The organism is Gemmatimonadota bacterium (assembly GCA_040388625.1).
Taxonomy (GTDB): domain Bacteria; phylum Gemmatimonadota; class Gemmatimonadetes; order Gemmatimonadales; family Gemmatimonadaceae; genus Fen-1247.
In genome coordinates, this window is record JAZKBK010000001.1 from 535,777 (window position 1) to 551,563 (window position 15,787).

At 62.3% G+C, this 15,787-nt stretch carries 15 protein-coding genes and 1 tRNA gene; 10 read left to right on the top strand and 6 right to left on the bottom strand.

Translation table 11 applies throughout. The features are described from left to right. Nucleotides 1-143 precede the first annotated feature (143 nt). A complete protein-coding gene (locus tag V4529_02465) occupies nt 144-2,585 on the bottom strand; it encodes a thiamine pyrophosphate-dependent enzyme (GenBank protein ID MES2357185.1) in 2,442 nt (813 codons plus the stop codon). Nucleotides 2,586-2,820: 235 nt separating this feature from the next. On the opposite strand from V4529_02465, the gene V4529_02470 reads away from it, so the two are divergent. The 10 genes from V4529_02470 to V4529_02515 all read left to right on the top strand — a co-directional run bounded on the left by V4529_02470 (nt 2,821) and on the right by V4529_02515 (nt 10,987). Beyond that, nucleotides 2,821-4,107: a DUF512 domain-containing protein gene (locus V4529_02470; GenBank protein MES2357186.1), complete on the top strand. Its 1,287-nt coding sequence runs from the start codon at nt 2,821-2,823 to the stop codon at nt 4,105-4,107. Further along, complete coding sequence (der, locus tag V4529_02475; protein ID MES2357187.1) at nt 4,104-5,414, top strand: ribosome biogenesis GTPase Der; 1,311 nt, start codon at nt 4,104-4,106, stop codon at nt 5,412-5,414. The genes V4529_02470 and der overlap by 4 nt, the downstream gene beginning before the upstream one ends. Further along, on the top strand, nt 5,415-6,071 hold the full coding sequence (plsY, locus tag V4529_02480) for a glycerol-3-phosphate 1-O-acyltransferase PlsY (protein ID MES2357188.1): 657 nt from the start codon (nt 5,415-5,417) through the stop codon (nt 6,069-6,071). Between the two features lie 41 nt (nt 6,072-6,112). Further along, nucleotides 6,113-7,105 (top strand): NAD(P)H-dependent glycerol-3-phosphate dehydrogenase, encoded by a 993-nt coding sequence (locus V4529_02485; GenBank protein ID MES2357189.1) that lies wholly within the window; start codon nt 6,113-6,115, stop codon nt 7,103-7,105. An 11-nt stretch (nt 7,106-7,116) separates the two neighbouring features. After that, entirely contained in the window at nt 7,117-7,512 is a 396-nt protein-coding gene (locus V4529_02490) for a MerR family transcriptional regulator (protein MES2357190.1), read from the top strand. Then, nucleotides 7,509-8,216: a glycosyltransferase family 2 protein gene (locus tag V4529_02495; protein MES2357191.1), complete on the top strand. Its 708-nt coding sequence runs from the start codon at nt 7,509-7,511 to the stop codon at nt 8,214-8,216. Before V4529_02490 ends, V4529_02495 begins: the two co-directional genes overlap by 4 nt. Nucleotides 8,217-8,240: 24 nt before the next feature. Then, on the top strand, nt 8,241-8,996 hold the full coding sequence (gene surE / locus V4529_02500; GenBank protein MES2357192.1) for a 5'/3'-nucleotidase SurE: 756 nt from the start codon (nt 8,241-8,243) through the stop codon (nt 8,994-8,996). Further along, on the top strand, nt 8,981-9,640 hold the full coding sequence (locus tag V4529_02505; GenBank protein ID MES2357193.1) for a protein-L-isoaspartate(D-aspartate) O-methyltransferase: 660 nt from the start codon (nt 8,981-8,983) through the stop codon (nt 9,638-9,640). Before surE ends, V4529_02505 begins: the two co-directional genes overlap by 16 nt. A 10-nt stretch (nt 9,641-9,650) precedes the next feature. Next, nucleotides 9,651-10,445, top strand: coding sequence for a hypothetical protein (locus V4529_02510; GenBank protein ID MES2357194.1), 795 nt, complete (start codon nt 9,651-9,653; stop codon nt 10,443-10,445). Between the two features lie 468 nt (nt 10,446-10,913). Continuing rightward, a tRNA-Arg gene (locus V4529_02515) sits at nt 10,914-10,987 on the top strand. 217 nt (nt 10,988-11,204) lie between these two features. Here V4529_02515 and V4529_02520 read toward each other — a convergent pair. The 5 genes from V4529_02520 to V4529_02540 all read right to left on the bottom strand — a co-directional run bounded on the left by V4529_02520 (nt 11,205) and on the right by V4529_02540 (nt 15,785). Then, nucleotides 11,205-11,417, bottom strand: coding sequence for a hypothetical protein (locus V4529_02520; protein ID MES2357195.1), 213 nt, complete (start codon nt 11,415-11,417; stop codon nt 11,205-11,207). A gap of 146 nt (nt 11,418-11,563) precedes the next feature. Continuing rightward, nucleotides 11,564-12,205: a hypothetical protein gene (locus V4529_02525; GenBank protein ID MES2357196.1), complete on the bottom strand. Its 642-nt coding sequence runs from the start codon at nt 12,203-12,205 to the stop codon at nt 11,564-11,566. Between the two features lie 89 nt (nt 12,206-12,294). Further along, nucleotides 12,295-12,645, bottom strand: coding sequence for a hypothetical protein (locus V4529_02530; GenBank protein MES2357197.1), 351 nt, complete (start codon nt 12,643-12,645; stop codon nt 12,295-12,297). 291 nt (nt 12,646-12,936) lie between these two features. Further along, complete coding sequence (locus V4529_02535; protein ID MES2357198.1) at nt 12,937-14,520, bottom strand: mercuric reductase; 1,584 nt, start codon at nt 14,518-14,520, stop codon at nt 12,937-12,939. Further along, entirely contained in the window at nt 14,442-15,785 is a 1,344-nt protein-coding gene (locus V4529_02540; GenBank protein ID MES2357199.1) for a glucoamylase family protein, read from the bottom strand. The genes V4529_02535 and V4529_02540 overlap by 79 nt, the downstream gene beginning before the upstream one ends. Nucleotides 15,786-15,787 lie beyond the last annotated feature (2 nt).

The following is a 15,787-nucleotide window of genomic DNA, read 5'->3' on the forward strand; positions in this document are numbered from 1 at the left end:
GCGTCATCGAAGCAGGATTCGGTTCCTTAATCCCGACACGGTGCGTCTCTAATCCCGACCAGAATCCAATTCGATTTCGTTGATTCAGACGTACCCACCGCCCCGTCGCTCGAACTAATCCACGCCGGGAACAGCTTCAATCATCACACGCCCAGCGCTGGAAACCTCGCGACGTTCGTCTCGCGCACGATCTCGTACACGGCGTCGAATACGGTCTCGACGTTGGGCTTGGACCAGTAATCGCCGTCGCGCCCGTATGCGGCGCGATGCGCTGCAGCCGCGAGCGTACGCGGAGCCGCGTCGAGCCAGTAGAATCCGCCCTGCCGCTCCAGCACTTCCTGCATCATGTACGCAGTCGCGCCGCCCGGAACGTCCTCGTCAAGGAACAGCACCTTGTTCGTCTTCTTGAGTGATTCGACGATCACACCATTGACGTCGAACGGCAACAGCGATTGCACGTCGATCACTTCGACGTTCACGCCAGCGTTGTCCTGAAGCAGACGCGCAGCATCCAGCGCGATCTTGCAGCACGCGCCGTACGTCACGACGGTTACGTCAGAACCCTCGCGCAGGATCTCGGGAACGCCCAGAGGCATGGTGAAGGTTCCGATGTTGGAGGGAAGCTTCTCCTTGACCCGATAGGCGTTGAGAACTTCGACCACGATCGCGGGATCATCGCTCTGCAGCAGAGTGTTGTAGAAACCCGCCGCGCGCGTCATGTCACGTGGAACGAGGATGTGCATGCCGCGGAGTGCTCCAAGCATCATCCCCATCGGAGAACCGGAGTGCCACACACCCACGAGCCGGTGACCGCGCGTGCGCACTATCACCGGTGCCTTCTGACCGCCGCGCGTACGGTAACGCAGCGTCGCCAGATCGTCCGACATCACCTGAAGTGCGTACAGCAGATAGTCGAGGTACTGGATCTCTGCGATCGGCCGCAGGCCGCGCATGGCCATGCCTATCGCCTGACCGATGATCGTGCACTCGCGAATCCCCGTGTCTCCCACACGCAGCTCGCCGTAGCGAGCCTGCAGATCGACAAAGCCCTGATTCACGTCGCCAAGCTTGCCGACGTCCTCGCCGAACGCGATGACACGAGGGTCGCGTTTGAGCGCTGCGTCGAAGCAGGCGTTGAGCACCATGTAGCCATCGACGTCGGGTGCATCGTCCGGATAGTTCGGCGCTTCCACTTTCACGGCCATCGCTGATTCGGTCGATTCCGAATACAGCTCGGCGTGATAGCGGTCGTTCATGAGAGCTTCCTGCGCGCGCTTCCACTGGATCAGTGGCTCTGCAAGCGACGGCGTATCGCGCAAGGCGACGATCGCTTCGTGTGCTGCGGCCGCGATCTCGCGTCGCAACGGTGTGGAGCGAGCGGCAAGATCCTTCGCAATCGTGGCGAGTGTCGTGGCAGTCGCGTCGGCTGCGTTCGCTGCGGCTGCCGTTACCAGAGCTTGCAGCTCTTCCTTCTCCGCGTTGATCGGCGCCTGATACGCCCGCCACGCCTCATCACGTCCCGCGCGCGCCTGATCCATCGCACGCTCCTGCAGCGCATCCATCTCAGCCGCGGTCGCGATCTTCTCCTTGATGATCCACTCGCGAAAGCGCGCGATGCCGTCGTGATCCTTCTCCCACTTGAGCCGCTCCGGTGACTTGTAGCGCTCATGGCTGCCCGAGGTCGAGTGGCCATGCGGCTGTGTCATCTCGATGACGTGAACGACAGCGGGGACGTGGCCGCGGCGGACGATGTTGGCCGTGCGCTGAAAGGTCTCGACGAGCGCCGGATAATCCCAGCCGCGAACGACCTCGAGCTCGAACCCGTTCTTCTCGGATGTTCGCTTGAACCCCTGCAGCAACTCGGAAATGCTCCCCTTGGTAACCTGCATGTCGTTGGGAACCGAGATGCCGTACCAGTCGTCCCATACGGACAGAAGCATGGGGACCTGCAACACACCCGCGGCGTTCACGGCTTCCCAGAATACACCCTCCGCGCACGACGCATTGCCGATGGTGCCGAATGCGATCTCATTGCCGTTGTGCGAGAACTGGGTGAACTGGTGCAGCTCCTTCAGGTTGCGATACAGCTTGGACGCGTACGCGAGTCCGAGGAGGCGAGGCATCTGCGAGCCGGTGGGTGAGCTGTCAGCGGATGACTGGTACTGCTCAGTTAGGTTCTTCCACCGCCCCTGGTCGTCGAGCATGCGTGTGCCGAAGTGCGCATTCATGCCGCGGCCACCCGATGCCGGATCGGCGGAGATGTCGGCGTGCGCGTAGAGCTGCGCGAAGAACTGTTGAACCGTCAGCAGGCCCAGTGCGAACATCAGCGTCTGATCGCGATAGTAACCCGACCGGATGTCACCCGGCTCGAAGGACTTGGCCAGCGCGACCTGCGCGACTTCCTTTCCATCGCCGAAGATTCCGAACATCGCCCTGCCAAGCATCACTTCGCCGCGAGCCAGCGTGCTTACCTGGCGGCTCGTGTACGCGATTTCGTAATCCCTCAGTACGCCGGCGCGATCTGCCTTATCGGCTTTCACAGCCCTGGTCGCGATCGCCGCGCCGCCATCTTTGCCTTTGCTCAACAGTGCTCCGATTTTGTCTGCTTACGCCCGTCACAGGAGTTCCGGGAGCCCTAAAGCGCCCCCGCCTGGGAATATCGCAAGATTGAGCGACACACCCGGCAGCGAGCAATTTAGCCAGCCGCGTTGCATTTTTTTGCATCCGGGGGTGGCGCCCGTCACGAATGTCACATCTGGAGGGCCGTAACTCGTTGTAATGCTTGGATTTCGGGTCTCCAGCCTCTAAATTTATCAGGTTATGGTACGAGTCGCCCGGGTCCAGCCAGATAGCGTCGCCGCGGAGCTTGGAATTGTTCCGGGGACGGAGATTCTGAGCGTCGATGGGCGTGCCATTGCCGACTTCCTCGATTGGGAATTTCTATCCGCCGAGGATGAAGTCGCGATCGAGGTCAGGCAGCCCGACGGAGAGACGGTCATCTTCGAAGTCGAGCGGCCGGAGCTCGAGCCGTGGGGCATCATGCTCGAGCCGCCTCGCGTGCGTCAGTGCGCCAACCGCTGCGAGTTCTGTTTCATCGAAGGACTCCCGACCGGACTCCGCAAGCCGCTGTATCTGCGCGATGACGACTATCGCCTGTCCTTCGCGTACGGCAACTTCGCGACGCTCTCGAACGTCAAGGAGCGCGACATCAAGCGCATCCTCGAATACCGTCTCTCGCCGCTCTACGTATCGGTCCACGCAACCAACTGGGAAACGCGCAAGGTAGTTCTCAACAACCCCAAGGTCCCGAACATCATCGAGCAGCTCACGCGCCTCGGCGAAGGTGGGATTCAGTTCCACTGTCAGATGGTCGTGGTTCCGGGACTGAACGACGGCGCGGTGCTCGAAGAGTCGCTTCAGGACCTCTGGAACATGGGCGACTCCGTAATCTCTGCCGCCGTGATCCCCGTGGGACTCACGCAGTTCTCGCATCTGTACACCGGCAAGTCGATGGACCGCGACACTGCGCGCGGTCTGCTCGAGCACGTCGAGCGGTGGAGCGAGCGCGGAATGCGCGAGCGTGGGATGTCGTGGGTTGTCGGCTCGGACGAGCTGTACCTCCTGGCAGAGCGCGAGCTTCCCGGCGAGGAACACTACGGAGATTTTGCGCAGATCGAAAATGGAATCGGATCCGTTGCGCTGCTTCGCGTTCGCGTGCGCGACGGGCTGTCACAACTACCGTCCATGCCGGGTCGGCGTATCGGCGTCGTGACGGGCGTATCGATGGGAGCACTGATGCCGCCGCTGCTCGAACAGCTTGCGCAAGCCACGGGCGCGCACTTCGAGCTGATCGTCGCGGACAATTCGCTGTTCGGACCAACCACCACGGCGTCGGGCTTGCTCGTCGGCGCGGACATTCGGCGCTCGCTCGCTGAGCGGCACGACCTCGACCTGGCGCTAATCCCCGCTGAAACAATCAACGAAGACGGAATTTTTCTGGACGACGCCTCATTCATCGCTGTTCGCGAATCGCTACCCATGCCTGTATTTCCCTCGTACGACTTCATAGACGTTCTTGCGTCCGAGCCGAGCGGGGTTGCAGCGTGAGCGGTACTCCCGTCGTCGCGATCATCGGACGCCCCAATGTCGGCAAATCTGCACTCTTCAACCGAATCGTCGGTGGAAACACCGCGATCGTGAGTGACGAGGCCGGCACTACGCGCGATCGCCACTTCGGACGCGCCGAGTGGAATGGCAGATCGTTCTGGCTCGTCGACACAGGCGGCCTGCCGGAGAATACGCGCGAGGCGATCGACGGCGAGATTCGCAAGCAGGTTCTCGAGGCAATCGCAGAAGCGGACCTGCTGGCATTCGTGGTGGATGCACAGGTTGGCGTGCATCCCAACGACGCGAAAGTGCTCGACCTGCTGCGTGAATCCGGCAAGCCCTGGGTGGTCATCGCGAACAAGGTCGACGATCCCGCCAGCGCCGACTTCTACGAGTTCTACAGACTCGGGGCAGGCGAGCCGATCCCGGTTTCTGCGACGAACGGCAAGGGATCGGGAGATCTCCTCGACGCAATCACGGAATTGCTTCCGGAAACGACCGAAGAAGAGACCGATGCAATCCGCGTTGCGGTCGTAGGTCGTCCGAACGTCGGGAAGTCTTCGCTCGTGAACCGCATGCTTGGCGAACAGCGTCTCGTTGTTTCGGAGGTCGCTGGTACGACCAGGGACGCCATCGACACGCCGTTCAGGTATCACGGCCGCGATTTCGTCTTCATCGACACCGCCGGTCTGCGGCGTCAGGCAAAGATCGACGACGGCATCGAGTTCTATTCGTCGCTCCGGACGCGTCGCGCAATCGAGCGCGCCGATGTGTGCATACTCGTAATCGATGCGGTGGAAGGTTTGCACAATCAGGACCTCAAGATCGCCACGATGGCGTGGGATTCCGGCCGCGGATTGATCGTGGTCGTGAACAAGTGGGACCTGAAGGAGAAGGAGAACAACACTGCCGCGAAGTTCGAGAAGGAGATCGTCGAGAAAGTTCCGTATCTCGGCTTCGTCCCCTTCGTATTCACCTCCGCGCTCACGGGACAGCGGGTCACGAAGCTGTTCGACCTCGTTCTTCAGGTCGAGGCCGAGCGCGAGAAGAGAATCTCGACTTCCGACATCAACGACACGTTGCAGAGCCTGCTCGCGCGTCGACAGCCGCCACAGGCAGCGGGTCGCGAGATCAAACTGAATTACGCCACGCAGGTCGAAACATCACCGCCGACGATCGCGGTGTTCGGCAATCACCCGGAGCTCGTACAGGAGCATTACATACGCTTTCTGCACAATGGATTCAGAGCGGCCTACGGATTCACAGGCAACCCGCTCAACATCGTTCTGCGGCGTAAATCGGCGTAGATGGGTTCCATCCATCTTCCGGTAGTCGTCGCGATAGTGATCGCGTACGTCGCCGGCTCTATTCCGTCCGCGTACCTGGCGGGGAAGTGGCGCGGTATCGATCTGCGGCAGCACGGCTCCGGGAATCTTGGCGCGACCAACGTCGTGCGCGTGCTCGGCATTCGCATCGGCGCGGTCGTGTTCATTGTCGATACGTTGAAGGGATTCCTTCCGGTGTTCTTTCTGCCGGCGCTCACGGGCGCGACGCAGCCGGAGCTGATCAGCCTTGCAGTGGGCGGCGCAGCGATCATTGGTCACGTGCGTCCCGTGTTTCTCCTCGGCCAGAAGGGCGGGAAGGGTGTTGCGACCGCTGGCGGTGTGTTTCTGGGCGTCGCGTGGCTGCCGGCAATCGTCGCATTCGCTGTGTGGATTGTGGTGTTCGCGACGTCTCGCTACGTGAGCGTCGCATCACTCAGCGCAGCCCTCGCGCTGCCGTTCGCCTTTTTCTTCAGCGGTGTCGCGATCTCGGATCCGTTCTTCATCGCCTCGATCATCGTCGCACTGTTCGTGTTCTTCACGCATCGCGCGAACATCGGGCGACTGCGACGTGGCGAGGAGCATCGTTTCAAGAGCGCGGGTAGCGACGGTGTCGGCCAGCAACCGCCCCGTACAACGTGATGAGCACAACGTGATGAGCACAACGTGACAGGGGCGTCACGATGAAGTGCGCGGTGTTGGGTGCCGGTGCATGGGGTGCCGCGCTTGCCGACCGGCTGGCGCGGAATGCCCACGAGGTGCGGCTGTGGGCATATGAGCCTGACGTCGCGCAGTCCGTGAACGACACGCATCGCAATCGCTTTCTAGCTGGTGTAGAGCTGTCTCCCTCGATCGTCGCGTCGACTGACATGAAGGACGTTGTGGGCGGCGCGCAATTCGTCGTGCTCGTCGCCCCTTCGCACGTAACGCGAGCGGTCGCGGAAGCAGCCCAGCCGCATCTGTCACGCGAGGCGGTCATCGTCGTTGCGTCCAAGGGCATCGAGCAACATTCGCTCGCGCGCATGACGGAAATCGCCGCAGATGTATTCGATCGATCCGGCGTCGTAGCGCTGTCCGGTCCCACCTTTGCCGCCGAGGTCGCCCGGAACCAACCGACTGCGATTGTGGCGGCTTGTAACAGGCGATCGCCTGCGGAGCAGGTTCAGCAACTATTTCACGGACCGGCATTCCGGGTCTATACCCAGCACGACGTCGTCGGCGTCGAGCTGGGCGGTGCTGTAAAGAATGTGATGGCCGTCGCGACGGGGATCGCCGAGGGCCTGGGGCTTGGATTCAACGCGCGCGCTGCTCTCATCACGAGAGGACTCGCCGAGATGACGCGGCTTGGTTTCGCACTTGGCGCCGATCCTGCTACATTTGCCGGACTCGCCGGCATGGGTGACCTGGTGCTCACGTGCACCGGGCAATTGAGTCGTAACCGCTCGCTGGGCGTCGAAATCGGTAGCGGCAAGACTCTGGATGAGGCACTTGCTGGCCGCGACACGGTGGCGGAGGGCGTTATCACGACGCGGTCGGCCAGGGAGCTCGCCGAACGCGCCGGAGTGGACATGCCGATCGTGGAAGCGGTCTTCTCCGTCCTGTTCGACGGCCAGGCGCCGCGTGACGCGATCGTCGATTTGATGAACCGGGATCCGCGCGCCGAGCGCGACGAGTGAAGGGAGAAACCGTGGCTACGATACCAGTCCGTGAGTTCTTCTCGATCGGTGACGTGTGCGATCTTACCGATCTCAAACCGCACGTTCTTCGCTACTGGGAAAGTCAGTTCCGCTTTCTCCATCCCGCAAAGAATCGGTCCGGCAACCGTGTGTACCAGCGCCGCGAGGTCGAGCTGATCATGCTGGTGAAGGAACTGCTGTACGTCGACAAGTACACCATCGAAGGCGCGCGTGCGCGTGTCGATGAATACAGGAAGAACGGCGCGCTCAAGGCCGCAACGCGCGATGCACTTGCATCCAGCAGCGTCGATGCACTGGAGCGCGATCTCATGTGGATAGTCAGCGCGCTCGACGGCGTCGACGTCGAAGAGACCGCGGGCGAGCAGGAAGAAGAGGTCGCAGAGTGATCGACCGAACCGATACGCCGGAAGTGACTGGCGTGGCGGTGTGCATCCTTCCCGCGTTCGATGCGGATGCAACGGTTGCATCCGTCGTCGCGTCGGTGCGCCGGCACATGGGCGCCGTGTTCGTGCTCGGCGTGGATGACGGCTCGCTCGACGCGACGCGCTCGGTGCTCAAGCGTGCGTGCGACCATGTCATCTGCTTCGACTCCAATCGGGGCAAGGGTGCTGCGTTGCGCGCCGCGTTCGCACATGCAGCCGAGCACTTTCCCCGCAGTCAGGTTGTCACGCTCGACGCCGATGGTCAACACGACCCGGCGTTCGCTCCGCGCCTGCTCCAGGCGCTCGACCTCGCCGACATCGTGATCGGGACGCGCGAGATCGGTTTGCCGTCGGTTCCTCCGCATCGCCGCATCGCCAACTTCGTATCGACTGCTGCGACGCGCGCCGTTACGCGATTGCGTCTCACCGACAGCCAGTCGGGCTTTCGTGCATTCCGCCCCGAGGTGGTTGCCGCGATCGAAGCGCAGGGCGACCGGTACGAGTATGAGACCGATTTCATCGTGCGCGCGTCGCACCGTGGTTATCGCATCGCAGAGGTGTCCGTTCCGACTATATACGGGCCGCCGAGTCACTTCCGCGAGCTGGTCGACAGCTGGCGCGTTGCGCGCGTGCTGTGGAGCCATCGTGCTTCTGCTTTTCGCTCCTGATGTCATCAATCACGTGAAGACTCTGTGAAGATCCTTTGCAGCAACGACGACGGCGTATTCGCCGCCGGACTCGATGTACTCGTTCGCGCAGCGTCGCAGCTTGGCGACGTGACCGTAGTCGCGCCGGATCGCGAGCAGAGTGCAACAAGCCACTCGCTCACACTGCATCGTCCGTTGCGTCCCGTCCATCTCCCTGACGGGCGCTATCAGGTTGACGGTACGCCCACCGATTGCGTGATGCTCGCCATCGAAGGACTGATGTCCGAGCGACCCGACTGGGTGTTGAGTGGCATCAATCACGGCATGAACATGGGCGAGGACGTGCTGTATTCCGGAACCGTTGCAGCGGCGATGGAAGGTCTCGTGCTGGGCGTTCCGTCGATCGCCTTATCGTTTGCAGGTGGCGAGATGCGATCCGAGGCGGAGAAGCTCGAGATGCACATGCCGGCGGTCGTCGATCTGCTGCGCGAGCTCATCTCTCTCGACGTGCCGAGCACTACTCTGTTCAACGTCAATCTGCCGCCCGTGTTCGGGGCGGATGTGAAGGGCGTCAAGCTCACGCGACTCGGGCGGCGTCAGTACACCAATTCGATTCGCCCGATGAGCGATCCGTGGGGACGGCCGCTGTACTGGATCGGAGCCGGCGCCATGTCGTGGACTGGCGGCGAGGATTCGGACTACCGCGCCGTCGAGGAAGGCTACATATCAGTGACTCCACTTCACCTCGACCTGACCAATAACCCGATGATTGAATCCGCGGAGAGTTGGTGGCGCCGGTAGCCGAAACCGAATACCTCGGCGCTCGACGACATCTCGTGCAGCTGCTGCAGGAGCAGGGCATTCGCGACCTGGCGGTTCTGCACGCGATCGATGAGGTCCCGCGCCACAGATTCGTTCCGACCGGCGTTCGGCACCGCGCCTACGAGGACTCGTCGCTCCCCATCGGCAGCGGCCAGACCATCTCGCAGCCGAGCATTCACGCGCGCTATCTGGAGCTGTTGCACCTCACCGGCGAGGAGCGTGTACTGGAGATCGGGACGGGCTCCGGCTACCAGACCGCGCTTCTCGCACGAATGGTTGCACAGGTGTTTTCCGTGGAGCGGATTGGCGCGCTCCTGGACCGGGCTCGTGACGTTCTGGGCGAGATCGGCGTCCGCAACGTATCCTTCCTGTTGGGAGACGGAACGCTGGGTTGGCGGCAATACGGTCCTTACGACGCGATTCTGGTAAGTGCCGCCGCTCCGACGGTTCCACCCGCATATGTGGAGCAGCTTGCCGAGGGCGGTCGTCTTCTGATCCCGCTCGGCGAGCGTGAGGAGCAGGTCCTCAACGTGATAACTCGGCGCGGTGACGCGCTGGAGCAGGTGGAGGCGGGCCCTGTGCGGTTCGTGCCCCTGCTGGGCAAAGAGAGTTGGGAGAGTTAACTTGGCCGGAATGCTTCCACCATTCGTGCCGCCTGCGGCGCGTGTCTCGAGCGAGACGCTTCCTCTGATCACGGAATTCGTGGTCGATCGTGTCGAACATTCGTTCGAAAGTTCGTTCAACCTGTCAACCGGGTCGGGCGCCGTGGCGACGGCGACACTACCATCGATCGACGAATTTGTCCTGCACGAGCCAGAATCGGCCCAGCATGCCGATGATGAATTCATGCAGCGTACTTCGCGCAGTCCATGGGGGACCTACGAGGCCGAGCATGAGGTCGATCACGAGACCCCGTTGCCAGCCACACCGGCCACCGCGCTGGAGCCGGACCTCCTCCCGATCGACGACCATCACGCGCCGGCGTCCGGATCGCAGGAAGCGATTGTAAACGAGATCGCAGAGCCGGCCGATGCGTGGGCCGCAACTGCCGGCAGCGGGTCCGAGCCGACTGCCAGCAAGGCACCAGGCGCCTCTCAGAACGCCGGATCGGGTGCGCAGCCGGCGCACCCGTCTCCGGTAGCGCCCGAGGTCTGGGTATCCGAGGAACGGGACGCCTTCGACTGGCATGCAGTCGCCAGTCTCACGGTACCGCCGGCAGAGGAGCAACGCGCCGCGGAGGAGTGGTCGTCCACCGAGTGGGACAGATCGAGCGGATCCATGCAGGACCACATTGCGGCGCAGCTGGCGCAGGTCTCGCGTCGCGTGCGCTCCGGCGAGCTCGAGGTGCGTGGCAGCAAGCAGATGGGGCCCGAAGCCGCCCTCGTCGCCGCGCTTGCTGCGCTGCTGTCGGAGCAGGGCAGGAAGTAGCTCAGGCCGCGTCTCGCGGCTCCCACGCCGCGCGATTTTGATGTAGCGCGGCGCACCGCGCCACATCGCTTTTCATCGGCTCAGCGCACCTTGCCGGGCGTGAAGGAGTTCCGGAATACTGGATAGTTGACGGCGATGCGCGGCTCGTGGAGAGATGGCGTCCGGAAGACGAGCGGCCGGAGATGATCAGTGACAGGCTCGAGTGGAAGCCGGACGATGCCATGGCGCCGCTGCTCGTCGACCTGCCGAAGCTGTTCGAGGCAGCGCTCTGGGAGTAGCGGTGGTGGGCGGCGTATCGTGACCCCTCGTGTGACCCCGTCCCGTCGAAGGAAGGCTCCTATCGGGATGATTGGCTACCGCTGTCGATGTGTGGTTATATTGACCCCGCATATCAGCGGCTGCAGCGCTGCGAGAAGATGCATCAACGTTGCGCTGCAACAACTTGCGATAACACGACTTACAAGTTTCGCCCCCGTAGCTCAGGTGGATAGAGCAGCAGTTTCCTAAACTGTTGGCCGCGTGTTCGAGTCACGCCGGGGGCATTGCCTTACCACTTGCGCCAACTGTCGCTGTACGAAGCTGTCAGGGACGACGCACAGTGGGCGAGCGTTTGGTGCTGATCAACGGCATCGTTCCCGCCTCTTTCGAACTATGGAGGCTGAGCTTTGGACGCTCACCGAGCACGCGCCTCCTGAGCACAGCGACGGCTAGGCAGCAACACGTCATCGCGATCCCGGGGCCGCGAGCGCCGGTGCGCACTCAAACGCGGCTGAGTGCCTTGCCTGAGTGGTGCACGATGGCTGGTTCGCCCGGATGGTGGTCAGTCTCGCGCACGCTGTACATCGTATTATCTGCGTTGGTCCCCAATTTGTGCACACCGGTGACTGTGCCATGGCCGATCGCGCTGCGGTAATGCCATGATACCTTGGTGCCAACGGGGATTGTCTCGAACGTCTTTGTTTCCGTAGTCATATCATCACTCCCTCGAGACTGCCGTACTTGCATTTTCCCAGCCACCTGCCATCGCATGCACGGGCTCGAACGTCAAGCACCCGGCGGATCGCTTTCCCCGGCGGTGCGCTCTTCGCGGAGTGGCCACGGGGGCACTCGATATTGCGCTAGAACGCCAGGCCAAGCACCACGCGCGCCGTAGGCAGCCCATCGGCAGAACCGGAAGTCTTGCTACCGAAAAGGCGTTTTGCACCGAGTCCCGTTCCAACGACGAACCGGCGTGATGGCCCGAGCAGCCAGTTGTAGTCCAGCTCGAAACCAGCGGTGGGACGGTTCGTCGCGCTGTTGTCGCACACGTCGAAACAGAGAATGTCGCCGCTCACGTGCGTCACGCCGGCGGACAGCGCTACGGAAAACCCATCTGGTGCGTGCTCCGACGGATAGTACCGCAGCTTGACTTCACTGGTGACATACTTGAAGTCGCTCGGAGCGTAATATGTCCCGGCAAATCCAACGCTCGCGCTTCGCGATAGCGCGTGCTCGTATTCACCGCTGAAGAAGCTGAAGACGGCGCCGAACGGATTGATCACCGCCAGATTGCCTCGCGCGGTATCGGGAGCGATAGCGTTGCCCGATGTTGCCTGCGCGCCAAGAGTCGACGAAGCAATGACTACGAGCGCGGTGGCGAGGGCGAGACGCGTGCAGAGGTTCGTGTGCATGTATCTCCCTGATGAGAATGCAGCATGAGCGAACGCAGTCCATCCGACGTCACGCGCTCGCGCGTCGGTCGGCAGAATATAACGGGCCATCGCTGGAACGGTAGCGGGAAGAAGGGTCGCCGACTGCTGCCCGTCGACGACGTCGCCGATCGACGCGATCCAGGTGGGTCCCGGCCCGATCAGGAGCGGACCGTCTTGGCCAACTCTTCGAGGTGGGTTGACCAGAGCCCGTTCGCCTCCATCTCGGCGCGATGGTAGCCTAGCACGGTCGCGCGCGTCGCATCGCTCATCGCGCAGTCGATCACTCGAGTGATTACGCTCGCGAGGTTGTTCTGCCGCTCGGCTTTTTCCAGTGCAAACCAGGGTAGTTCCTGCGTACTGAGGTCCCAGTCCGCCATGATCTCGCCCACCTCGCCCAACAACAGCGGGTAAAGGGCAGTGTACGGCGCGACTTCGGCGGCCCGCGCCGCGTGAATTCTACGTGCGGCCTCAACGACACTTTCGGAGTGGGCGGGTCGGTATGGCTCCATGGTAAATCCCAGTCTGCTTCGAGCTCTGGCTCCGGATTGGAAGGGGTCGACGGCGCCGTCGCCGTAAATGTGTGCATACTTCCCGACAAGTCAATCTCTGTTGGCTGCGCGTACGCGCGCCTACACATGTGTAGTCTGGCAGCTATCGGCGGAAAGGCGAGATTCGACAAAGTGAAGGCTTTTCCATGACGGCAGTGGACTGCATTACGCCGTCCGTTGCTCTCGTCCGGACTTGCGTCGAGCGAGACCAGCGTGCGGGACGGGCACGGTGCTCAGTCACGTTTTGCATCCTCATCTCTGGAGCCAGCGTCGAAGCAGGGATGGGATCCCTCGCCTCACACGCGTGCGGCTGAACGCGTCCGCTGCGAGTTTGATTCCCTCAGCCTGGGTGCCGTACGAGTGCATGGTACGGGCGATCGTTTCAAGCCCGATCCCGGCGACCATCGCCAGGGTAATCTCGTTGATCATCTCGCCCGCATGGCGGGCGACAATGGTCGCGCCAAGTATCCGATCGGTTCGCTCCTTCACGTGAATCTTCACGAATCCCATCTCGTCATCATCCGTGATAGCGCGATCCACATCGTGCATCGGTATGGTGAATGTCCTGACTGGAATCTTTCGCTCTAAGGCCTGGCGCACGTAAAGGCCGACGTGCGCGATTTCCGGATCGGTGTACGTGCACCATGGAATCACGAATGCGCTGACCCGTTGGCGGCCGGACAATAGTGCGTTCCGAACTGCAAGGCGCGCCGACGCATCGGCGGTGTGGTTGAACTTGTCCGCGAGGCAGGCATCCCCGGCAGCGTAGATCCGCCGGTTGCCAGTCCGCAGGAAATCGTCCACGTGTACGCCGATCGTATTGTCATAGCTCACGCCGGCGGCCTCCAGGTTCAGCTCATCGACATTGGGTACACGTCCGGTGCCGGTCAGGATCGCATCGACTGTTACTGTGCTCGTCTCGCCGTCGGTTACCAGATCGACGACCTTCTGCCCATGTTCCACCCTGACACCGACGGCCCTGGCGTTGAGCCGCACCTCCATGCCATCACGCGCGAACGAATCCGCCAGAATCTGCGCCGCGTCACGTTCCTCCCGCGGAAGAAACAACGGACGCTCCTGCGCGATGATGGTCTCCACGCCAAGGCGGCAGAACGCCTGCGCCATTTCGCAGCCGAGCGGCCCGCCACCGATGACCAGTAGTCGGCGCGGCGCCTCAGTGAGATTGAAGACGGTCTCGTTGGTGAGGTAGCCGGCTTCGGCGAGACCCGGAATCGACGGTGTGTCGGGCCGCGCTCCGGTCGCGACGAGGGCCTTTTTGAAGCGAAGTCGAGTTCCATCCACTGCCAGCGTGTCAGAACCAGTAAAGCGTGCATCGCCGAAGAACACATCCACGTTCGCAGCGACCAGTCGGCGCACCGATTCTTCACGACTGATGCGTGCTCGTATTCCGCGCATTCGTCGCATCACCGCAGCGAAATCGACGCGAATGTCGAGCGGCACCTGTGCGCCGTACTGCTCTCCATTGCGCATCTCCGCGTATAGACGCGACGTGCGAATGATGGACTTGGACGGCACGCAGCCGACGTTGAGGCAGTTGCCGCCAAACAAGCCGTGCTCGATCAATGCGACTCGCGCGCCCAGCGCCGCAGCTTCGTACGCGGCGACCTGACCTGCAGTACCGCTGCCGATGACCACGAGGCCGTAACGATCCGCCGGCCGTGGATTGCGCCAGTCCGGCGGACGCACGTTGTCCAATCGCTCGCGCTCGAACGCGTCCTGCGGAGCGCTACTCGTATTCAACTCAGCCAGCCGCCACGGAAGCCCGCACGTCGCAAACCAGCGACGATGTACGGGCAGCCGCGCATCAATTGCCATATCAATCCGGTGCGATGGTTCTCGATCATCATGACCAGGATCCCCTGGTCGAGTCCGAAGTGGCCCGTGGAATACCAAGCGCAGCTACTGCGGCTACTGCTGTCGTAATCGGCGTCGGGGTCATTCGGTGCAAGCGTCGGATTGAAACTGCTGGTGTAACGGCCGCCGGAGAGCATGCCCGGATAGCGCTCCAACATTGTGTCTGCGCTGCGCAAGACGATCTCCGGCGCGAAGGGGAGCGATGCCAGCACCGCCCATCCGCTCAACGTTCCGTCATCGGGCCCGAACGGAACACCGCGCGCGGCATAGCCAAACAGGTGGTGGCGTGGATCGAGCCTCTGGGCCAGCTCCGGCATGCCGCGGTTGGGACCATCGCAGGCCGTCAGGCCCCAGCAGCAGTCGTCGTAGCCGGCGAACTCGTTGGGATTGCGCTGCGCATACGCACGCTGAACCATGATCGCGCGCCGGCTGTTCTCGAAGTAGTCGCTGTGCTTTTCGCGCATGAAGCGATCCTGGATGCCGCGCAAGTCAACCCACGCGTGTGAGAACTGATGTATGAACAACGGGCCAGCGTACAGCACATCGTAATCGTACATATTCTCCCACTGGTACGTCACGGTCCACGCCTCGTAGCCACTGCCATCCGCTGGATGCGTTGGCGATCCCAGCGCAAGCACGTACAACACGATGGCCTCGTTGTAACCCTGCCACACGTAATGCAGAAAACCACATTCCGGCTTCCAGCCCTGGCGTATGACGCCGTGCTCGTCCTGCGCCCAGCGCCAGTCGATACGCCGGTACAGCAGTTCCACGAGTTCGCGCAATTCGATTTCAGCCGCCGTACTCGCGGTGAAGTAACGGGCAGCCGTCAGTGCTCCGGCAATCAACAGGGCAGTGTCTACCATCGAGAGTTCGGATCGCCAGACACGAGCGCCCGTGGCCATGCTCAGGAAGTGGTAGTAGAAGCCCTTGTACCCGGTCGCATCCGGGGCGCCGCTCTGATCGCTATCGCGAAAAAAGCGCAGCACCTTGAGACAGTGCTCCACCGCGTCGGCCCGCGGCGTCCAACCGCGCGCCACCGCGACCGGATATACCGACAGACCGAATCCCACCACTGCGATGCTGCACGGAGAGTTCTCGCGCGTGGTATCAGCGACGAGCCCAGTGACTGGATTCACGGCCTGCACGAAATAGCTGAATGCGTCGTGCTGCAGCTGGTCTAGTGTCTGCTCATCCATCATCCGTGCCGAGTCAGTATTCTCCATGC